General features: G+C 36.4%; 20 protein-coding genes. 7 read left to right on the top strand and 13 right to left on the bottom strand.

What is annotated here, in order from left to right:
* Both Q0940_RS05235 and Q0940_RS05230 read right to left on the bottom strand, forming a co-directional pair.
* Positions 1-747 carry a DUF481 domain-containing protein gene (locus tag Q0940_RS05235; RefSeq protein WP_299265096.1) on the bottom strand — a complete coding sequence of 249 codons (747 nt, stop codon included), beginning with the start codon at positions 745-747 and terminating at the stop codon, positions 1-3.
* Between the two features lie 19 nt (positions 748-766).
* Complete coding sequence (locus tag Q0940_RS05230) at positions 767-1,174, bottom strand: MAPEG family protein (RefSeq protein ID WP_299265094.1); 408 nt, start codon at positions 1,172-1,174, stop codon at positions 767-769.
* A 251-nt stretch (positions 1,175-1,425) separates the two neighbouring features.
* On the opposite strand from Q0940_RS05230, the gene Q0940_RS05225 reads away from it, so the two are divergent.
* The 4 genes from Q0940_RS05225 to glnG all read left to right on the top strand — a co-directional run bounded on the left by Q0940_RS05225 (position 1,426) and on the right by glnG (position 6,734).
* Positions 1,426-2,328 (top strand): phosphoribulokinase, encoded by a 903-nt coding sequence (locus Q0940_RS05225; RefSeq protein WP_299265091.1) that lies wholly within the window; start codon positions 1,426-1,428, stop codon positions 2,326-2,328.
* Positions 2,329-2,591: 263 nt separating this feature from the next.
* On the top strand, positions 2,592-3,998 hold the full coding sequence (glnA, locus tag Q0940_RS05220) for a glutamate--ammonia ligase (protein ID WP_299265088.1): 1,407 nt from the start codon (positions 2,592-2,594) through the stop codon (positions 3,996-3,998).
* Between the two features lie 220 nt (positions 3,999-4,218).
* Positions 4,219-5,328: a nitrogen regulation protein NR(II) gene (glnL, locus tag Q0940_RS05215; RefSeq protein ID WP_299265085.1), complete on the top strand. Its 1,110-nt coding sequence runs from the start codon at positions 4,219-4,221 to the stop codon at positions 5,326-5,328.
* Entirely contained in the window at positions 5,325-6,734 is a 1,410-nt protein-coding gene (gene glnG, locus Q0940_RS05210; RefSeq protein WP_299265082.1) for a nitrogen regulation protein NR(I), read from the top strand. The genes glnL and glnG overlap by 4 nt, the downstream gene beginning before the upstream one ends.
* Before the next feature lie 90 nt (positions 6,735-6,824).
* Here the strand turns inward: glnG and Q0940_RS05205 are convergent, their stop codons facing one another.
* The 8 genes from Q0940_RS05205 to Q0940_RS05170 all read right to left on the bottom strand — a co-directional run bounded on the left by Q0940_RS05205 (position 6,825) and on the right by Q0940_RS05170 (position 14,365).
* Entirely contained in the window at positions 6,825-9,074 is a 2,250-nt protein-coding gene (locus Q0940_RS05205) for a DUF5916 domain-containing protein (protein ID WP_299265080.1), read from the bottom strand.
* A gap of 159 nt (positions 9,075-9,233) precedes the next feature.
* Positions 9,234-10,151: an EamA family transporter gene (locus Q0940_RS05200; RefSeq protein ID WP_299265075.1), complete on the bottom strand. Its 918-nt coding sequence runs from the start codon at positions 10,149-10,151 to the stop codon at positions 9,234-9,236.
* A gap of 90 nt (positions 10,152-10,241) precedes the next feature.
* A complete protein-coding gene (locus Q0940_RS05195) occupies positions 10,242-11,438 on the bottom strand; it encodes a glutathionylspermidine synthase family protein (RefSeq protein WP_299265072.1) in 1,197 nt (398 codons plus the stop codon).
* 3 nt (positions 11,439-11,441) lie between these two features.
* Positions 11,442-12,059 carry a DUF1190 domain-containing protein gene (locus tag Q0940_RS05190; RefSeq protein WP_299265069.1) on the bottom strand — a complete coding sequence of 206 codons (618 nt, stop codon included), beginning with the start codon at positions 12,057-12,059 and terminating at the stop codon, positions 11,442-11,444.
* Between the two features lie 10 nt (positions 12,060-12,069).
* Entirely contained in the window at positions 12,070-12,480 is a 411-nt protein-coding gene (locus tag Q0940_RS05185; protein WP_299265066.1) for a DUF350 domain-containing protein, read from the bottom strand.
* Between the two features lie 60 nt (positions 12,481-12,540).
* Positions 12,541-13,191, bottom strand: coding sequence for a YjfK family protein (locus Q0940_RS05180; RefSeq protein WP_299265063.1), 651 nt, complete (start codon positions 13,189-13,191; stop codon positions 12,541-12,543).
* Between the two features lie 80 nt (positions 13,192-13,271).
* Positions 13,272-13,964: a PspA/IM30 family protein gene (locus tag Q0940_RS05175; protein WP_105051658.1), complete on the bottom strand. Its 693-nt coding sequence runs from the start codon at positions 13,962-13,964 to the stop codon at positions 13,272-13,274.
* Positions 13,961-14,365 carry a DUF2170 family protein gene (locus Q0940_RS05170; protein ID WP_299265056.1) on the bottom strand — a complete coding sequence of 135 codons (405 nt, stop codon included), beginning with the start codon at positions 14,363-14,365 and terminating at the stop codon, positions 13,961-13,963. Before Q0940_RS05170 ends, Q0940_RS05175 begins: the two co-directional genes overlap by 4 nt.
* A gap of 233 nt (positions 14,366-14,598) precedes the next feature.
* On the opposite strand from Q0940_RS05170, the gene Q0940_RS05165 reads away from it, so the two are divergent.
* A complete protein-coding gene (locus Q0940_RS05165) occupies positions 14,599-14,877 on the top strand; it encodes a DUF6471 domain-containing protein (protein ID WP_299265052.1) in 279 nt (92 codons plus the stop codon).
* Positions 14,878-14,881: 4 nt separating this feature from the next.
* Positions 14,882-15,490: a rhomboid family intramembrane serine protease gene (locus tag Q0940_RS05160; RefSeq protein ID WP_299265048.1), complete on the top strand. Its 609-nt coding sequence runs from the start codon at positions 14,882-14,884 to the stop codon at positions 15,488-15,490.
* On the opposite strand, the gene Q0940_RS05155 is transcribed toward Q0940_RS05160, so the two are convergent.
* The 3 genes from Q0940_RS05155 to Q0940_RS05145 form a co-directional block, all read right to left on the bottom strand.
* Complete coding sequence (locus tag Q0940_RS05155) at positions 15,487-16,839, bottom strand: MATE family efflux transporter (protein ID WP_299265044.1); 1,353 nt, start codon at positions 16,837-16,839, stop codon at positions 15,487-15,489. The genes Q0940_RS05160 and Q0940_RS05155 overlap by 4 nt on opposite strands.
* A 92-nt stretch (positions 16,840-16,931) precedes the next feature.
* Complete coding sequence (locus Q0940_RS05150) at positions 16,932-18,191, bottom strand: response regulator (protein ID WP_299265041.1); 1,260 nt, start codon at positions 18,189-18,191, stop codon at positions 16,932-16,934.
* A 12-nt stretch (positions 18,192-18,203) separates the two neighbouring features.
* Positions 18,204-18,557, bottom strand: coding sequence for an Hpt domain-containing protein (locus Q0940_RS05145; RefSeq protein ID WP_299265038.1), 354 nt, complete (start codon positions 18,555-18,557; stop codon positions 18,204-18,206).
* Between the two features lie 242 nt (positions 18,558-18,799).
* On the opposite strand from Q0940_RS05145, the gene Q0940_RS05140 reads away from it, so the two are divergent.
* The gene (locus Q0940_RS05140; RefSeq protein WP_299265035.1) at positions 18,800-21,598 is read left to right on the top strand and encodes an ATP-binding protein; all 2,799 of its coding nucleotides are present in this window, start codon (positions 18,800-18,802) and stop codon (positions 21,596-21,598) included.
* Positions 21,599-22,069: the final 471 nt, after the last annotated feature.

Here is a 22,069-nt window from a genome sequence, read left to right as displayed (position 1 = left end):
TTAAAAGTCTATCTCAAAGCCAGCTTCATAGCTGACGTCTGTTGCTTCAACATTAAGTACGGGTTGACTGTCGTGCTCAACAAGTAAGCTAAAACTCATCGATATGTGCTTAGTTAATCTTGAGCTGATTGAGAATTTATTAAATGCACGCCAGTCACTAAACTCTGCAATATTAGGTTGGTAATATAAGGTGTTGGTAAAAGTTGCATGGGGACTTAATTTTTGAGCATGCACCCAATATAAATTAATACGTTCTTGGTTAAAGATGAGATGTTCATCCTCAACTAAATAATTTTCATGTTCATTGAATACCCCAATACCATAAGCTGAATGACGGGTGACTTCGTAACGGTAACCTAGTCCAAATAATTCTCGCGATTCTAACGAGCGAAAATCATCAACATTAGTTTGCGCATACACTTCTACTGAATTTTTGGGCGCGAAATAATAGTTATACCTTACATGCAGAAAAGCATTGTCGGCACTTTTTTGTCCATTACTGTTTGAATACTCTCTGGTGGCCATTACATAACCGAAGTGTTTATCAAATCGCTGTGAGTGATACACGCCTAAAGCTATATTCTCAGTTTCTGAATTCCCTTTTTTACCTGATAAATCAATGGCTATATTGGTAAAGTTAGGCTTGTCTTGAGATCGCTGTCTAATAGATTCAGTTTCATCTATCGCAATAACATTAAAAGAAATGGTGAGTAAAACTAAAAGACAAAAAATAGATGTTTTAAACATATGAATGTTATTTTCCTTATTATAAACAATGGATCATCATGGCTATATTCGAAATTATTCCAATGAACCATACAGTACTGCGTAACTTATCCCAATTAATCCAATAAAAAACTAAATAGGCGATACGACAGACGATAAATAATATAGACAATATAACGCTAAAGCTATCAACGTGCCCGGTAGCTATAACTAATAGTACCGAGATTGAAAATAAGATAAGTGCTTCGAATGAATTCTCATGTGCTGCTAGGCAACGTGCGCCAAATCCTGTTAGCTTCTTTTGCTGCTCTCGGGGTAATTCATTATCGTAACCTGATAGCTTACCTTCACCTTGTTGCTTCATTGCGCTGGCTAAAGGCATTTTTGCAATATAAGGTAATAAAGCAGCAATTATTAAGCAGTATATTAACCAATTAAGTTCAGTCATTGTCGATCCTGTATTTTAGGCGTAAAGTAAATTATGGAATAGCCAATAATTATATACAAGTTTGTAAATATAGCGCTATGTTGTTTAGTTAACGGATTTGAATTCAAGTATTTAGTGTTTATTTAATTGAAAATTAGCGATACTAGTTATAACAACACGCTTTATTAGTCCGATTAGATTAATGAATAAGGTTTTATCACCTTTTCACTATTGGCTTTAAAACAATGTCATTAAAAATAAGAAACTAAGTTATGTCAGTTAAACACCCCATTATTGCAGTTACTGGTTCATCTGGAGCCGGAACTACCACCACAACTAGCGCTATTACACATATATTCCGTAATTTGAATGTTGACTCTGCAATATTAGAAGGTGATAGTTTTCACAGATATGCACGTGCTGAAATGGATATGGAAATACGTAAAGCTCAAGAGCAGGGTAAACATATCTCTTATTTTGGCTCTAGAGCAAATGACTTTGGTGCGCTGGAATCCCTGTTTAAAAGCTATTCAGAAAATGGTTCAGGTAACGTACGTAAATACCTTCACTCTTTTGATGAGGCTGTACCATATAATCAAATGCCAGGTACATTTACTCCTTGGCAAGAACTAAGACCCAATACTGATTGTCTGTTTTATGAAGGTTTACATGGCGGTGCGGTAACGGATGAACATAACGTAGCTCAATATGTAGACTTACTGATTGGCATGGTACCAATTGTTAACTTGGAGTGGATTCAAAAAATCATCCGAGATACCAATCAACGTGGTCATAGCCGTGAAGCCGTTATGAGCAGCATAGTGCGTAGTATGGATGATTATATTACTCATATAACACCTCAATTTTCTCGTACACATATAAACTTTCAACGAGTTCCAACGGTTGATACGTCTAACCCTTTTAGTGCAAAAGATATTCCTTCATTGGATGAAAGTTTTGTTGTTATTCGTTTTCGTGACATTCCCAATGTCGATTTTCCGTATTTATTACAAATGATTGATGGCTCTTTTATGTCCAGAATTAATACATTTGTTGTTCCTGGTGGAAAAATGGCTTTGGCGCTAGAGCTTATTCTTACTCCCCTGATAGAGAATTTGATCGTTAAACGTAGAAAACTAATTGGACAATTAGATTGGATAGATAATAAAGAATAAGATAAGGTTATTAAGGATTTATAGGGTTTTACTTTATTGTAAAATCTAGCACCAATCAACCTTGTTCTATCGTGGTGCGCCCTTAAGTTTATTTTGGTGCAAATAGCGGTATGTATACTATAAATATAAAGGTAACCCTTTGTATTGAAACACTATTTAATGTTGGCATATATTTAGCTCACATGTTTAGCTAATAAATAATATTAAAAAGAAGCCATTTCAAAAAATGGCAAAAAACTAAAAATCAATTTCTGGAGAAAACAATGTCTCAAACAGTTTTAGACCTGATCAAGGAAAGCGAAGTTAAATTTATCGACTTACGTTTTACTGATACAAAAGGTAAAGAGCAGCACGTTACAATTCCATCACACCAAGTAGACGAAGACTTCTTCGAAGACGGAAAAATGTTTGATGGTTCATCAATTGCTGGCTGGAAAGGAATTAACGAATCTGACATGGTATTAATGCCTGATTCTGAATCTGTTATATTGGACCCGTTCTCAGAAGAAACAACGCTAAACGTTCGTTGTGACGTATTAGAACCTGGCACTATGCAAGGTTACGAACGTGATCCACGTTCTGTTGCAAAACGCGCTGAAGCATACATGCGTGCTGAAGGTTTTGCTGATGAAGTATTAATTGGTCCAGAGCCAGAGTTCTTCTTGTTTGATGATGTGAAATACAAATCAGACATGAGCGGTTCTATGTACTCTGTAGATTCTGTTGAAGCTGCTTGGAACTCTGATAAAGAGTATGAAGGCGGAAATATGGGTCACCGTCCTGGCGTTAAAGGCGGTTACTTCCCAGTTTCTCCAGTAGATTCTTCAAATGACTGGCGCTCAGCTACTTGTTTAGTAATGGAAGAAATGGGCCTAGTTGTTGAAGCTCATCACCATGAAGTTGCTACAGCTGGTCAAAACGAAATCGCTTGTCGTTTTAACACGCTTGTTAATAAAGCAGATGAAACTCAAATATATAAATATGTTGTTCACAACATGGCTCACTTATATGGCAAAACAGCGACATTCATGCCTAAGCCTTTAGTTGGTGATAATGGTTCTGGTATGCACGTTCACCAATCTCTAGTTAAGAATGGCGAAAACATATTCTCTGGTGATAAATACGGCGGTCTTTCTGAAACTGCACTTTATTACATAGGTGGTATTATCAAACATGCTAAAGCGATTAACGCTTTCGCAAATGCTTCTACTAACTCGTACAAACGTTTAGTACCTGGTTTTGAAGCACCAGTAATGCTTGCTTACTCTGCACGTAACCGTTCAGCGTCTATCCGTATTCCAGTAGTACCGTCGCCAAAAGCACGTCGTATTGAAGTACGTTTCCCTGACCCAAGTGGTAACCCATACCTAGCTTACACAGCTATGTTAATGGCTGGCCTAGACGGGATCAAAAACAAAATTCACCCTGGTGATGCAATGGATAAAGATTTATACGACCTTCCTGCGGAAGAAGCTGCATTAATTCCTCAAGTTGCATCTTCTCTAGAAGAAGCATTAGCGGCATTAAGTGATGACCGTGAATTCTTGAAAGCTGGTGGTGTATTTAACGATGATACTATCGATGCATATATTGCTCTTAAAGCTCAAGACGTAGAGAAATTGAACATGACAACTCACCCAGTTGAGTTCGAAATGTACTACAGTGTTTAACTTTTATAGTTAATTAAAAAAACCTGCAAAATTGCAGGTTTTTTTTTGCTTGTTTATCAAGATTTGGGCAAGCAAATTGCAATAATAGTTATTATTAATAAACACTAATTAAATACATATATTTACCCCAATTTAGTGCGAAACATTGGGTGTTTTAACCAATTAGGTTTAAACTAAATTTTATTGCACTATTTTAGTGCCTGTATGGTACGGAAAGAATATGACAAAAACACCACCGGTTTCAAAAAGCTTCCAAATCCTGGAACAATTGAGTTTAGCTGTAATTGTTATTGGTCAAGATGGATATATCCGCTTTTGTAATCAACAAGCATCTATGATGTTTGGTCAAAGTAAAAAGAAGTTGGCGACCGTTAAATTATGGGATTTATTTATACGCCATACTTTTCCTGAACGTTTGTTGGATGAGTTATGGGAGTGTAATCGTAGTTTTTTTGATAACGACGTTGAGTTTATGTTTGCCGACGGTCGTAGCATAACTACAGAAGTAACTGCGGACTCTATGCATTTAGATGGTGAGATTGGTTGTCTGCTACAAATAAGACAAAATGATAATTTACGTAAAATAAATCAAGAAAATGCACAAAAACATCATATAAGTGCATCCAGACATTTAATTCGCGGCTTAGCTCATGAGATTAAAAATCCACTTGGTGGAATTCGTGGAGCGGCGCAATTATTAAGTCGTAGTTTAGATTCGGATGAATTAAAAGAATATACCCAATTGATCATGGAGCAGTCGGATAGGCTTCGTGACTTGGTGGATCGATTATTAGGGCCAAATGCGTTACCAAAACGTTCGGCGACAAATATCCATGTCGTATTAGAACGAATATTTAGTTTGGTCATGCTAGATAAGCCAGCGAATGTTTCATTTCAAAGAGATTACGATCCAAGTTTACCAACAACGGTTTTAGACCCAAATCAAATAGAGCAGGCTGTGTTAAATATTGTGCGCAACGGCATGCAAGCGTTAGCGGAACATTTTGATAAAACCACAAGCGATGAAACTCCAACGTTAATTATGCAAACACGCTTTGCAGGTAACGTTGTTATGCAGGACAAGCGTTTTAAGCAAACTATTAAAATATCTATTATCGATAATGGTGCTGGTATTAGTGAAAAATTAATAGGCACAATTTTTTATCCATTGGTTTCTACAAAATCCGATGGCAATGGTTTGGGACTTTCTATAACCCAAACATTAATAGATCAACATCGTGGCAAAATAGAAGTAGAGAGTATGCCTGGTAAAACAGCATTTAATATTTATTTACCCATTATTCAAGATAATGAAGGAAGTGACTTATGAGTCGAGTGTGGATAGTCGATGACGACAATTCAATTCGTTGGGTTTTAGAAAAAGCCTTATCGCAAGAAGGCTTTGAAGTAGAGTCATTTGCATCAGCCAATATGATGTTACAACGTTTAGATTACGATGAACCAGATACCATTATCTCAGACATAAAAATGCCTGAAATGGATGGTATTGAGTTATTAGATAAATTACAGGTAAGTCATCCAAACCTTCCTGTGATCATAATGACAGCCCATTCTGACTTGGACAGCGCAGTTAATGCTTACCAGCAAGGCGCGTTTGAATATTTACCTAAGCCTTTTGATATCGATGAAGCGATCGCATTAGCAAAACGAGCAGTAGAACACTCTAAGAAACGCAGCTCAAAAAAGAAGAACTCTGTGCAAGGTCCAGTCTCAGAGATAATTGGCGAAGCTCCAGCAATGCAGGAAGTTTTTAGGGCAATTGGACGATTATCTCGCTCTAGTGTGAGTGTATTAATCAATGGTCAATCTGGAACGGGGAAAGAATTAGTTGCTCATGCATTGCATAGACACAGCCCGCGTAAAGAAAATACCTTTGTTGCGTTAAACATGGCAGCAATACCTAAAGAACTCATTGAGTCTGAGTTATTTGGTCATGAAAAAGGCGCGTTTACAGGGGCTGCGTCAACCCGTAAAGGTCGATTTGAACAAGCGAATAATGGCACATTATTTTTAGATGAAATTGGTGATATGCCACTTGATATACAAACACGTTTGTTACGAGTATTGGCAGATGGTCAGTTTTATCGAGTTGGTGGTCATGAGCCGGTTTCGGTTGATGTAAGAATTGTTGCAGCAACCCATCAAAATCTTGAGAGTTTGGTTGAGCAGGGTAAATTTAGAGAAGATTTATTTCATCGTTTGAATGTTATTCGTATTCATATTCCAGCGCTGAAAGATCGTAAAGAAGATATCCCCCAGTTATGTGAACACTTTTTAATTCAAGCGGCAAAAGAACTAAGTGTGGAATCAAAGCAGCTATCAAAAACAGCAGCTGATTTTCTATCCCATTACGCTTGGCCTGGTAACGTTAGGCAGTTAGAAAATACCTGTCGCTGGTTAACGGTTATGGCCAGTGGTAAAGATATTCTGATTGATGATTTACCTCCTGAGATCTTAGATAAACCTATTTACCAAAAGTCGAGTCAAATGCAAGAAGCAAATGGCAACTGGGTAAGTTCGTTTGAAGTTTGGTTGGATGATCAGCTTTCTCAAGGAAAGTCAGATGTAATTAAAGAAGCTCAAGCTAATTTTGAGCGAGCATTAATTGAAATATCATTACGTCACACCAAAGGTCACAAACAAGAAGCGGCTAAACGCATTGGTTGGGGACGAAATACTATCACTCGTAAGATGCAAGAATTGGATATGAACTGATAATTACGTTTATATAACCTTAAATAAAAATGCCAAATATATAATTTGGCATTTCATTTTTGTTATTTAAGATACTATTTATAATGAAAATTATAGCTGAAAAGCGTAACTCATCTTCATGAATACAGTTCGACTATCTTTTTCTATTTTGCTTAAGTTGTCATCCTGATATCCGCCATCGGCGTAACCTAAGTAAAACAAAGTTTGTGGATTTATTTTATAAGCGTAAAGCAGCTGGGTATTCATATACTTACTGTTGCTGTCGACTTCGTCGTCTAAATACAAATCAGCGTCTCTGTCGATATCAGTATATTGAACAATTAAACGTAGATAACTTTTTAAACTGAACTGATAATTTACCCGTATATCAAATTGATTGGCGGTAAATAACGTACCATTTGCAACATCTAGAGATTGGTATGTATAGTTAATGTCGCTTGACAAATGTTTACCTAATTTAATGTTGGCAAAAGACTCTAGTAACCAAATATCACCAAGTTGACTATTGGCATAATCGATAGCATCACCCAATCTATAATAAGCACCTAGAGTTATATTGGATAGCGGATTAAACTCAAAGTATTGAGAGAAGTTTGTTTCTTTATAATACTGGCCATCCCAGTATTTGTTACGTTGTAGTACACCAAAATTAGAATAAAATTGTTTTGGTCCTTTTAAGTATCCGTACAATTCTATTTCTTCTTCCAACATTATCCCATCTAGAGAATACGCTTTATCCCAGTCACCATACACTCCATATTGTGTCCATTGACTGCCTTTCTCGCCATACCAAACATAATCACCATAAATAACGGCCTGTTCATAATCAACTCGGCTGGTAAAACCTAAGTCAGATCTAAAATCAGTACCATAATTGGAATAACTTGCTCCAATATTAAAATCACGATGTTTGTGGTTGTACTGCAAACTAATTGCATTATCGGTTTGTGCTCTATCAACACCAAAGTCATCTTGTACTGACAGTGGATTTTTACTGTCTGATTGAGCCAATTGATATGAAAAGCTATCCGCTTTATTAAATTGGTAGCGTCCATCAACAGAAGCAACGGTGTTGCGATAACCTTCCCCTGAACGGTTAGTTAACAAGACACCAACATTATTACGATGGCCAACATCCATGCGATAACGAGCAATGATCACTTCAGATTCCATCTCTAATTCTGCGATGTCAGAGCCTGAATGCTCGGGCATTAAAAAATTGGTGGTTTTGTCGTTACTGGTTAATAGGCCATAAGTATTGCCGCCATTTTTACCCGTGAGTTTTAAACCATATTCAGGAGATGAGATATTACGTGTATGTACTAAGTTCATACGCTGGGTATCAAAGTAATCTTTACCATCTAAGAAGAATGGGCGTTTTTCGTCAAAATATAAGGAGTAGGTATTGTTTACATCGAGCTGAGCTGCATCCGCTTCCACTTGTGAAAAGTCAGGATTAACCGTGGCATTTAAATATAATTCTTGGTTGATCCCCCAACGTAAATCAACTCCAGCATCTGTTTTTTGGTCGCCATTTTGCCAAGGTCCTGGCACATTATCTTTAGAACCTGAGCGAGAAGACGTTAACGTAGGTGTTAATTGGAAGTTGTTACCTTGCTTAATGTCTTTAAGACCACTTATCTTACTGATTTGGCACAAGTGACAATCCATTGAACGGTCAGACTTATTACTGGCTAATACCATTCGGGTGTCACGTGGATATATTCGTAAGGCGTCAATTCCCCATGTCATTTCGTCTTTGTCACTTGGAAAGCGTAAGGCATTAAATGGGATCTCCATTTCAACGATATAGCCAGTGTCGGTTATTACGCCAGCACTGTTCCAGATTGCATCCCAGTTACTGTCTTCACTTCCACCTTGAGTATCATCTTTGATAAGGTCGCCCTGTACGCCGTAAGCATTTACAAAAAACTCATAAGCACGGCGTTCGTCGTTAAATGTGTCGATAACAATACCAACAAAATCATCTTGGAACATGGTATCGCGGTCACGAAAGTATGAACGTATTTTAGATGGATCTGGGTCATGGGCGATAAAAGCGACAAATAAGCTTTTGCCATTTTCGTATAACATTATCTCTGTTTTTACTGGGGCTGGCGAATTATCACCTGGGTTTATATTGTAATCTAAAGTGAATTTGGTGGCTTTACTCCAAATTTTTTCTGACAGCTCGCCATCAATTTTAACTTTTGATTTATCATGGTGAAATACATGTTCAATTCTATCGGCGGCCAAAAGACCAAGTGACATAAGTGAAAAAATTATTGCGGTTAAGGTATTTTTTATCATAGTTAATTCATCTTTGATTTGATTACCCATTATAGTCGCAACAAAGTTTCAAATAGTTTAAATGTGAATGTAATTAAATACTTTTTTAGAACGAGAATGAATAAAAGCCTTTTGCTTAAAGGCTTACTTGCAGATGGAACAGTTTAAAATAAATGTGATTTTATATAACAAAAGTGAATTTTAGATAAGTTAGCCGCGAATTCTGGTTTTAGAAATACGTAAAGCTAATCCAATTTGTTGCCACTTATTCATGGCTATTAAGTTACCCAATACAATTAATCCTAACCCCAAAAAGCTTTGCCAGGACCATAAGTAATCCTCATATAATGAAGATAGAATAAGAGCGATAGCTGGATAAACTAATACTGCATAACCCGCTTTGTCGGCACCTATATTGCCAACTAACGTTAAGTAAGCCCAGAATGCGATTACAGAGCCAAAAATGGCTAAATATAACAAAGACGATATGTATTCAAAGGTATAACTAAAACTAAAATGTATATCTGAAACTGCAATGATCAAAGCTAAGAAAATGGTCGCATAGCTCATGCTTAATGCATTTGCATGAGTAACGGCAATTCCAGATTGTTGTGTATAAGCAGAGGTTATATTGCCTAAAGACGCTAAGATACTGCCAACAAAAACCAAACCTAAACCCCAATAAGCAAGTTGGCTCATTTCACTTTTTGTTAGTTCAGGCAAAAATAGTAAAATGATCCCAAGTACGCCAATTATTGCACCGCCTAAGACTTCCTTAGCAACAGGTTTACCCAATAAAATCCAACCAAATAAAATATTAAGGTAAATAATAGACGTGCTCATTACCGCTGCTAAAGCGCTGGTAATATAATGCTCACCTTGATAAACAGCCCAGTGGTTAATGCCAAATAAACATATACCTTGCAAGGCTAGAAGTATGTGGGATTTTGCATTCAATGGTTTAAATAAATTTTTCCATTTGGCATAAATCAACAGGATAACGGCCGCGATAGCAAAACGATAAAATACAGAAACCAGTGGATGAACATCACCAAGTTGGAAAGTAATAACTAGCCAAGTTGAGCCCCATATTAGGACGGCAAGCATAAATAAAATTATATTTTTCATTAAGGAAATTATCTGTATGGTTTGAAGGCGTTAAGCCCAATAAGATGAAAGCTTATTCTAACGGTAAAGTGGTTGGTTCTTAAAGTTAATTTATAAAATAATATGAGGCATAAAACGGCTCATATCTTGGGTGATAGGCCCAGAGTCTTCCCGCATTGAAATGCCAGCGGCTTGATCGTCAACCAACCAGCTACCAATAAGAGTATGATTTTTCCCATATTGCGGCAGCATGTAGGCAGCTTGGTAGATGTAACCTTCTTTGCCGTAAGGTCCGTCAGATAGATTTGCATCGGACAATTGTTCTTCAGGAACAAATACACCATCTTTATTAGTCAGAAAAGAGATGTTTGCGCCTTCTCTTGAAAAAATAGGTTTTTTTACTAAGCGATTAATATCTTTGGCTTTATGTAATTCATCTTCAAAAAAAGCGGGTAATAAATTTGGGTGGTTTGGGAACATTTTCCATAACATTGGTAATAACGCTTTATTAGATAAAATGCTTTTCCAAGGTGGTTCTATCCAGCGAATATTGTTGGTGCCCAACAATTCACCAAATTCTTCCTGCATCATAAATTCCCAAGGATATAACTTGAACATCCATGAGATCACTTGGTTATCTAAATCAGTAAAGTTACCGTCTTTATCTCGGCCAATATCTTCAATATACACAAACTTAGTGCTGATACCGGCAGCGTTAGCACAATCTTCTAAGTATTGAACTGTGCCTCGGTCTTCTTCTGTGTCTTTACAGCAGGAAAAATGCAATTGTCGGTCAGGCGTTAGAAATTGTAGGTCTGAAAAGCGATTAACCAGTTTTTCTTGCAGGCTATTAAATTGGTCGGCACGTTTATTTAATGTGTGATTATCAACGTTGTCTTGTAACCATAACCATTGCCAAAATCCGGTTTCGTAAACACTGGTTGGGGTGTCTGCATTGTTTTCATAAAGTTTGGCTGGGCCATCGCCTGAATAAGCAAAATCTAATCTTGAATATAAACTCGGATCACCATTTAGCCAAGACTGACGAATAAAATTCCAATGCTGCTTTGGCAAACAGAATCTAGTCATTAACTCGTCGTCATTGATCACTTTGTCGACAACGGCCAAACACATTTTGTGTATTTCTTCAGTTGGTGCTTCTAAGTCTTGTTCAATTTGCTCTAAAGTAAATTGATAGTATGCGCTTTCGTCCCAATATTGTTCGCCGTACATGGTATGAAACTTAAAGCCGAACTCTTCGGCTTTAGCTTGCCAACCATCACGTTCTTTTATGGGTAAGCGCAACATAAACTATCCGCCCCAGCCTCTAGATTTGCTACCACCGCCCCAATTGGACTTAGCAGATGCAACTGAACCAAAACCACCACGGGAAACTGTTCTAGTAACCATAGGTTTTTGTTTGGTTGCAGATTTACTGACGTTATATGAGCTTTTACCGTATTTACCAATTGAAGTTCCATCGGCCAACATCATTGAATTATGATGTGAAGAGTAAGGTCGATTGTAACGGTAAACTGGGTTGTAATAACCGCCATAGGAATTACGATTTCGGTTGAACAATAACTCATTGATCATGAAACCAGCCATTAATGGCATAAAGATACTTTGATTTTGACTTTGTACACACTGATCAGGACCAAACTCAGACACACAAGCATTCATTGTCTTATATTTAGGACTGGTTTTTTCTGACTCAGCTAATGCGCTTTTGTAAGCTATTTCGCATTCTTCTAAATCGAGCGAGGTATTGCTGACACAATCGTCAACTGAACTCACTACCTTTACTTCTTGGTTATTGCCACATGCCGATAATAAAGCTGCGGTAATACCAAGCGCGATAGGGCGCAAAAGAAACTTAGGTTTAACTTTGCGCATCAAGTCTAAATTAATAAATTGAGAACGTTTCACAGAATTCTCCTTAGTAGCTCATGCATGCAGCGTTTAAAACACCTATAGAAACATTAATAACACCTAACATAACACCAGCACTTATTTCATTGTCTTCAATGCGTTGTACTATGCGTGGCATAAAGCCAAAACGGATAATGGCAAAAGCAAGACATTGAGCAACTAAAGCGATTAATCCCCAAGTGGCAAAATCAACAACCGATACAGAGTTAGTTGCAGCGCCTGCTAAGGCAAGTGAAAAACCTAAAATAGCACCACCAAAACCAATCGCGGCAGAGGTACTTTTTTCTTCTTTAATTAACTTCCATTCGTCATGTGGCGTGATGAAAGTGTAAGCGAATTTGAATACAACCAAAAATACGATTGATAAACCAAAATATAAACCGAAGTTAGCGACGGCTGTTAATAAGTTATGTTCCATGGAATGTCCTTGTTAAACAAATGTTAATGTCAGTGATTGGTTAATCTCTTAATTACCAGATTAACCGTGAATTGTTATTTGCGCTGCTGATAATGTAATACCAGTACTTATTACTAAACAGCGACTTAAATACCCAGCTTCTTCTAATTTTTCTTCGGCTGAGATAAATAATGATTCGGTATTATTACCCGATATAGGTCTTTCAAACAACATAGTAAATTGATCTGTTTCAGAACTTTCGCCAGTTTCATCAAACGTTTTTTCTGCCATATGCACTGGATTGTGATACTCACTGGCCGAAGTCCAAACGCGTTCAAATGTTTGCGACTCTAAATCATACGTCGGCGTACCAATTTTTTTGCTGAGAATTTCATCCCATATCGCTTTGTCTGCGATCTCGAGGGTATCATAGAAATGAAACAATTTTACATCAACAACGTGTTCATCATTTTGCCCGCCCTCAGCGATAACCTGTAAAAAAGCCTCGTCATCGGTGTAAAAACGATATACCCAAGTGCCGTCTAAATCGACAATACCAGCAGCTTGGATTATTTGCGTTGGTGAGCAGCCACTAACGATAAGTTCACTTTCTGTTAAACGTAACAATAGCGGATCAACATCGAAGCTTCCGCCAATTCTTAATCCCATAATACTTGGTGTATTTTCTAATGGATTAACTTCTTCTTTTTTACCGAAAATTTTACTGAACATAATGACAACTCAAATATTAATAAGCACAAAACGAAAAAAACAGTGCGGTTGGGAGCACTGTTTTTTTATCACTTAAGGTTTTACCCTTTTTTCTTTGCTAGAAGTTGGGCTAGTTTGTCACTACCTTTAACTTCGCCACCTGGTTGAATGCCAGCTTGCTTTAACTTAGCGTCTAAGCTGCTGCCAGATTCTTCATTAGCAAGCTCTTCAGCGGCTTCAAGTTCAGCACTACGTTGTTGCTGTTTTTGCTTGATGCGTTCTAAGCTATCTAGCGCTGTTTTCACTTTAGTGTTTGCACCCATGTGACGAGATGAAACAGCAACTTGTGCTTTTTGAACTGACTCAGTTGCTTTAACTTGGTCAATTTGTTGTTCCATTCTACGTACATTGGTTTTTGCTTTAGCTATGTTGGCTTTTAACGTTTTTTCAGACGTTGTGAAACCAGTTAGAATGCTTTGTTCTACTTCTAAATTAGTTTCTAATTCTGAAACGCGTTCAGCACATTCAATTGCTAATGCTTCATCACCTTTTTCACTGGCTGCGATAGCGTGATTAGTATAAGTCTCAACTTCACTCGTTAACGACTTAGTTTTAGCTTCCGTTAATTTACGTTTAGCCATTATTTTTGTTAGGTTTTCATCACAAGCCTGCAATTCTTTTTTTGCATCTCGTAATTCTTGATCTAGTATTCGAATCGATTGGCTATCGGCAACAGCTTCAAGACTTTCGTTCGTCGCGCCGCGTAATGCAGTCCATAATTTTTTTAAGCTCATGCTGTTTTCTCCTGAGTTAGAAATTGGTTATATAAATCTAAAAATTCGCTGGTGTTAACAAATAAGGTTTCAATTTCTTCTACAACCACTGAATCTTTACTAGCAACAGATAAGGCACCAAATGCGACGTAATAATCTTGGTCGCCAATTTTATTGATGCAAATTGCTGTTAACGGTAATAAGTGATGTGAATGTAAAATCAAATCATTTAATGCTGCTTTATCGGTAACATCTGATGCTGGAAATAAGGCAGTTTCAACAATAATTTGTTGCGAGCCAACATAAACAAACGCATCGATACCTTCATCGTTTGAAATAGAAAGGCAGTCGCCTTCCGCTTCAACTACCCAATCCGGTTGAGATTCGGCTAGCGTTTTTAAAGAAGTGTTACTCCAAGTCATGGGTGGTTCCTTTTTTATATTTGTGTAACATAGGTCACGAATATAGCACTATGTTTTATTATGTCAACATCAAGACACAAAAATTGCGTATTAATTATTTTTTATGCTATAAATGCAACATACCAAATGATTAATAACCCAACTTTAGGTTTGAAACTTTTATCAAGTTTGCGAATCGTTATTAACTATTATTGGTATAAATTAATAATCAGGCAAAACTGAGAGCTAATGTAATGGATCAAAATCAAAGCGTCAAAAACCGTAAAGCAATGACACCTTACAAACAGACAATAGCACGTTACATTCGTTCCGCTATGATGTTAAAAGGATTAAAATACAATGACCTTGCGGATAAGTTAGCAGAGTATGGTTTGGTTATGACCCCAGAGAATTTGCGCAGTAAAGTAAGTAAAGGTATGTTCTCTGCCGATTTGTTTGTAGCCATTATCGAAGTGCTAAACGTAGAGCAAGACGCTTTGGTCGATATTATTAAATTACTAAAAGAAGAATAGCCCGATGCCAAATACTTCAACGCCAAAGACATCCGTGTTAAATAACCCAACAGTTAATAAGTTTTTACCAAAAGACATTTTGTTACTTTTAACGATTATGTGGATTGTGTTTTTAATCGATTTCTTTATTCCCTTTGCCACCTTTAATAGTTTTGGTATTCGCCCTCGTTCGTTATCTGGTTTAATGGGAATTATATTTTCACCATTTTTACATGGTGGTTTTGGTCATATTATTTCCAATAGTATCTCTTTATTAGGTACTGGAATTTTAGTTAGGCTTGCGGTTGGCAGTAAACAGCTTAGGTATGTTTTATTGTTAGGTATATTAGGCTCAGGTATTGGCACTTGGTTATTTGGTAGTGGAGGGCTTGTTGTTGGTGCATCTGGTCTTGTCTATGCGCTGATTGGCTTTTTATTCACTCAAGCATTTTTCAATCCGAGTTTACGTAGTTGGTTTAGTGCGATTTTGGCATTTGTTCTATTTGGTGGCGCTTTGTTATCACTATTTAATATGTTGCCTTATATCTCTTGGGCGGCACACTTCTGGGGATTTGTTTCAGGTATTGGTATCGCTTATTTGTTTAAAGCTCGTAATAACGAGAAGGCTGTTTAATTCTTGTCAGCTAAGTTATTCATCCAGCGTTTATTTTTGACTCTTATGCCAAACATAAACGCTTTGATAAAGTCTTCAGAATAAGAAAAAAGCAGTACGTACACAAAGGCAAATTGCCAATAAAAAGCCGCCAAAAATGTTAATGGTAATGCCACACACCACATAGCAGTTGTATCCGTTATTAGGCAAAATCTATTATCTCCGCCAGCTCGTAATACACCCATTGCCAACGTCATGTTAATCACTTTCATCCAAGACAATAAAGTGATCACCACAAATGCTTGATTAGCCAAAGCTAAAGACTCAGCAGATGCACCCTGATAAGGTAATAAAATATATTCTTGAGCCAACAATAAAAGTATCCCAACAAAGATAGCAATAAAAGGGGATAGTAGTGCAAATGTTTTTGCCGTATTCCATGCCTCAACCTTACGATTTGCGCCAAGGTGCTGACCGACCATAATCGAGCAGGCAGAAGCAATACCAAAAAACAAGGATACAATTAATGCCTCAATCGGTAATAACATACTGATCACAGTTAGCTCATTAATACCCATTCGGCTGTATATAAGTTGATAACAGAATGTGCCTAATGCCCAAACACCAGAGCTAAGCATAATAGGCACTATTAGCTTTAACAGTTTAGTCCAATCGGCCTTATTGCCTAATAAAGCAAAGTCAGATCTTTTCACTGAAAGTTCATGTTTAATATATTTTAAAATGGCTAACAGAATGAGCATTTGAAACAATCTAGATAGCGTAGTGGCTAATGCGGCGCCAGAGACTCCCATAGCATCAACACCTAAACCGCCATTGATTAACCAGTAATTTAAAATAACGTTAAGAATGATAGATACAACACTAAAAATTAACGGTAATTTAACTTGGTTGATACTGCGTAGGGCGTTTTCAATAACTTGAGTGACAGCAACAAAAATAACACTTGGCATAGTTATCCATAGATAACTTTGTCCCAAAGAGATAACTTCTTGATTGTCTGTGCCTAAAGCAAGAATGGAATCAGCGTAAAAGATGTTTAAAACAATAATAGGTATTAACGCAATAATGCCGTAAATGCTGCCGATAAGAATATTTAAGCGGATTCTTTTTGTTTGTCCTGCGCCATAATATTGCGCTGCTAAGATCCCAACGCCCCAGCTAAGACCCAATATAATAACCATAACAACAAACATGACGCGGTTACCTAAACCAACGGCACCAATGGCGGCATCACCTAAATGGCTCACCATAACAACGTCAATCATACTCAATAATGTGACCAAAATATTCTGTAACGAGATTGGCCAACCGAGAATTAACGTTTGTTTAATTTGTTGTTTGTTAAGCATTTTTTCCCAATAGAAAATATCTAAATAAGTCACAGAAGAGATATAATGCAAGTTTAATGTAATTAGCTAAAACATACGAATGAAGTTTTATTTTATAACAAATTACATTTTTTTAAGGCTTGTTGCAGAGTTGCTTGTCTAAGAGGTTTTATTAAATACACTTTAGCGCCCACTTGTCCTGCACGCTTAACTGATAATTTACTATGGCTGCCCGTTAAAACAACAATTGGTGTTGTAAGATTTAGGGAGCTGTTATTGGTTAATTGGGAAACAATTGAAAGTCCGTCTGAGTCTGGCAAATTTATATCCATAAAAACAATATCGTATTTATTCTCGCCTAGTTTTTTTAATGCCTGACGACCATTAACGGCATAGTCAAAGTCGTATCGTTTACTTCTAAATAATTTAGCACTTAAATTTAGTGAAATTTCATCATCTTCGACTAGAAGAACTTTAATACTACTGCTTACTTCTTCGTCGTGCAGGCGATCTTCAAATACGATGTCTTCAACGTGTTTTTTACTTGCTTGGCTTTTAAGTGAGCCAGATGATTGCGACGTATTATGTCCTGTTGATGTTTGCTCTCTTGCATTTTCTGAGGGCGGAGTATCCATTTTAGAGACTATGTTACTTGTACTTTTTACAAATCGATTTAATAAAGACAGGGCTTTATTTTGCAGATCTAATAACTCAGGTCTAATTTCATTTGATTTTATTTGAGCTAATAAATCTTTGACTTCATCTAAATTCAGCTCCGCTTTTTTATTATTATTAAGCTTCTCTTGTGCATTAGTAATTGCCGAATCTAACTTAACAATACTTTTTTCAAAGTCTTCTTTTATCACTTTTTTTCTTTCAAGTGTGTTTTCTATAAGCGCAGTTAATTCAGTTTTTAATTGCAGTTTTGTTGCTTGGTATTCGACTTTACCATTAGCTGAAATATTCACGCCTAATACTTTTAACAATTGATTGGCCAGTAATATAGGTCGCGTGACTTCATAGAGAGGTCGGCTTATTAAATATTCATCTACTATGTCAGTGTTGTATGCGGCAAATGCAATGTCTTCATCTTTTTTATTACAAAAGGTGACAAACTTATGTTCACAAAGCTCTGACTCATCGACACTGGCAAGTAATGCGTAATATTGCTGAAAACTTGTTTCTAAATGTTCGTTTGAAAAGAAAATAACTTTGGGCGTTGGTTCTAACATTAGAGGCTTTAATTCTCTAATATTGTGGATCACTAATGCATTGTTGAAATAACCAACAATTTTATTTACTGCCAGCTGATCAAGATCATTATCTTCACGTACGATGACGATATGATGAATTTTATTACCGTTTTTATCCATTTGAGCAGTCCTTTACTTCAGTTGTTCAATTGTCTCTTGTATTTCACTCATGGTGGAATCAAATGTATTTTTGAATGTGGCCCAATTAGAAGAAAAGTTGTCATCTTTAAAAGAGGTGGTTAATTCTAATTGATATGAATTTTGGTTTAGTTGTGTGGCACCTAAGTAGCTGCAGTTAGACTTTAAGGAATGGGCATTTAATTTAAACGTACTAATGTCATTTTGCTCTACACAATTAGTTAATACACTTAACTTGAGAATAAAATCTGCTTGTAGGCTTTCAACTGTTTCACAAGTTTCGCTATTATCCATTTCTCCAAATATGTCTTCCAATTCAGAAATATCGATAAATTTTGTAGATTTCAACCTTCACTCCAACTGTGACTAATAACTCTATGAATGCCCACTTACTAAACTTAATTAAGTGTAGACCATAAAATTAAAATGTTGGTTGGGTAGGATAATTTTTAAACATTAAATATACGGCGATAAGCTCATCAGTTGTAATAACTTAGTTGTCAACTAGTCTAAATCTAACAATGTTTCATCTAAATCAATTAACCATGCGGTTGGTGTTGGTGCAATTAACGTTATAACTGGGGAAATACGTGACAAGCTTAAATAACATAAAGGATCTGTTATCTTTTACAAAATCACCTGCAATTATATGTGATCTAGCGGGGGACGTTTTACACGTTAGCCTGCAATTCGATGTTTTGTTTGGTGACATGTTTAGTGGATTATTTAAGCTGGAACCGGGTAAGCCAATTAGTAAGGAGTTATTGAATGGGTATCATAACTTTTTAGAATTTAAAAAAGAAACGCTTAACAGTCCATTGGTGTATTTTATTTTGCAAGCTCATGCACATGAAATAAAAAAAGTAGATATATATGCAAAGCAAATGGAGTTGGAAAGTGACTCACCCGTTATATTATTTAGCGTCAGTGAAGATATAGCGGCTCGTAGAAATAGTAATAAAGACTCCATTGGTTTAGATAAAATTGTAAAAGCAACATCTAGTGCTGGAATAGGAACATGGGAATATATACCAGAAGTCGAGGTAGCATTTTTTTCAGCAAAAATGAAAGAGCTATTAGGTGTAAAACCAGAGGTGTTTTTTGACTGGAACCGATTTAAATCTCTTATCGTCGAAATAGATAGAATCGTGTTTGATGAGTTTTTTAGTAATCATTTAGAGTTTGGTATTCCACTTAATTTTGAATTTAGAGCCCACGTTGCAGGAGAAATAAGATGGTTCTCGTTAAAAGGTGATTTATTCAAAAATGCAAATTTAGGCTCCGCAATTGTTGGCTCTATTGAAGATTGTACTCAGCAGAAAGAAGTTTTGACGCAGCTGACTAACGCTAATTATGCTAAGGAATTGGCATTGCAAGCGGGAGATATTGGCACTTGGGAAGGTGGCGAAAATTCCGAAGGACGCTGGATCTGGAACTGGGATACGATGACAAATCAGATCTTCCAATTCGAAGATACTGATGACTCTACCAGAATGGTGAAATGGAAGGAACGAGTTCACCCAGACGATTTAGGTTTTATTTTTAGCACGTTAAACAAGGCTATTGAAACGGACAGTTCATTTGAAGTGGACTTTAGAGTTTGTATTCCCAATAAAGACGATAAATATATTCACGCTCAAGCCATAGTGGTTAAAAGTATTAATGGCGATATTCGAAAAATCTATGGCGTGTGTATTGATCAGACTCAAATAGTAAAATATAGGAACGAACTCAAAAAACTAAATGTAGATTTAGAGAATAGAGTTGCACAAAGAACGGGGCAATTGGAGTTAGCGTCAGAAAGAGCAGAGCAGGCAAATAGGGCTAAAAGTAATTTCCTAGCGATGATGAGTCACGAACTAAGAACGCCCATGAACGCGATTATAGGTAATTTAGAATTAGCTTCACACGATCGACTAAAACAAGAAACACGTTCCTTAATTGAAACGTCAAAAGTAGCCGCGGATAGTTTAGTTTCAATACTCAACGATATTTTAGATTTGAATAAAATTGAATCTGGTAAGTTAGAATTAGAAGAAAGGCCGTTCTCAATATCAGATATCATCGATAATATTACCAATATATTCTTACCAGTAGCCACCAAAAAAAATCTTATTATTGATGTTAGAGAAGCGACGAATATACCTAAAGTTGTATTGGGAGATGAAGTGAGAGTTCGTCAAATCCTATTTAACTTATTAGGTAACGCGATAAAATTTACCAATAGCCGCGACGAAAGAGTTGGTAAGATTGTAGTTTCTGTCTTTGTTAAAAATGATCAACTGTCGTTGCAAAATATTGTTTTTTCAGTGAAAGACAATGGAATAGGCATCGATAAAAATGTACAAAATTCACTCTTTTCTCCATTTGTACAAGCCGAAAAATCCACAACTCGAAAATATGGTGGTACAGGATTAGGTTTAGCTATTTGTGGTAATTTAGCCGACATGATGGGCGGCGCAATTATTATGGAAAGTGAGCTTGGAGTAGGCTCTACATTTTCGCTAGATTTACCTGTTTGGCAAGCAAAAGAGCAAGACTTCCCGCAGCCAAAACTGGCAAATAAAACCATTATTATTTTTAATATAAATGTCTACCTGGAAAAAGTATCCAAAAGGTATATCTCCTATTTGGAAAATGAAGGGGCGTCGGTGCAATTTTATGATCAGCCGATATTGAAAGACATAGAAGATATTATAAAAGATAAATCTTTTGATTTAGTGTTGGTGATGGTCGGTGAATTAGAGCTAGCCATGAAATTTATAGAGCTGACTAGAGGAGCTTCATGGAATAGTAAGGTTGTCGTTGCAATCGACCGAGCTCAAAAGGATGCGCTAACGGCAAGTTACCCGCAAGTAAATAGTTTGCCAATAAAACCACTCACCAGAAATCAGCTGATAGAAACGTTAAGTTTACTTTCAAGTTCTTATCAAATAACGGATGACACCTCAGATCGGAAAAAGGAACAAATTTTAGAGACTGAAAATAAAGATGAAGACGATCATGCGGACATTCTTATTGTTGAAGATAATATATTTAATCAGGATTTGATCAAAAAGCAGATGTTACGTTTAGGCTATAAAGCTGATCTTGCTGGTGATGGAAAAGAAGCCATTCATAAGTGGGAGGCGCATCAATATTCACTTATTTTAAGTGATTGCCATATGCCAGAAATGGATGGGTATGAAATGACTCAATCAATTAGACGGTTGGAGCGAGAACGTGGTTATTCAAGAATACCAATTGTTGCAATAACCGGAGCTGCAATGGCTGGGGACAAAGAACATTGTTTCTCTGTCGGTATGGATGATTTCTTAAGTAAGCCGATAAAACTAAATGGTTTGAAGCTGATATTAGATAAGTGGTTAAAGTTCCCAGTAGATAAATAATATTGTTTATTTAAGATTGCACAGCAATGGTATGCCACAGGTGATATTTTTGGGTCTATATTCCCCCCTGATGCTTCATGGTCATATCCCTCATTTGTTATATCTATTTATGTATTTCAATTTTGTCTGAATAGACAAAAGAACTTTTTAGCAGTTAGCTATTTATGCTAATTAAAGTAGCTGTAGTTAATGATCACAGATCAAAAAAATGTAATATTTATTGATAATACTAATAAAAACATATGAAATTGTTATGTTAAAACAGCTTTTGACTTAGTTAAGTTATTGTTTTAAATTGTTAAATTTGCATTCTTGTAATTCATTTGTAAAACTTTCAGTTTGAACTACAAAAATAAGAGTAATTACGTTAGAATGCGATTTAAGGGCTTTGAAAAATAACAAAAGTTAACCCATATCAAGAATGTTTTAACTTGGGTTTGAGTCTTTATAGATAAGTTGGTATTTAATAAA

The organism is uncultured Psychrosphaera sp. (genome assembly GCF_947500655.1).
Classification (GTDB): Bacteria; Pseudomonadota; Gammaproteobacteria; order Enterobacterales; family Alteromonadaceae; genus Psychrosphaera.
The sequence above is the reverse complement of the archived record's forward strand: the minus strand, read 5'-3'. Positions and strand labels throughout refer to the sequence as shown.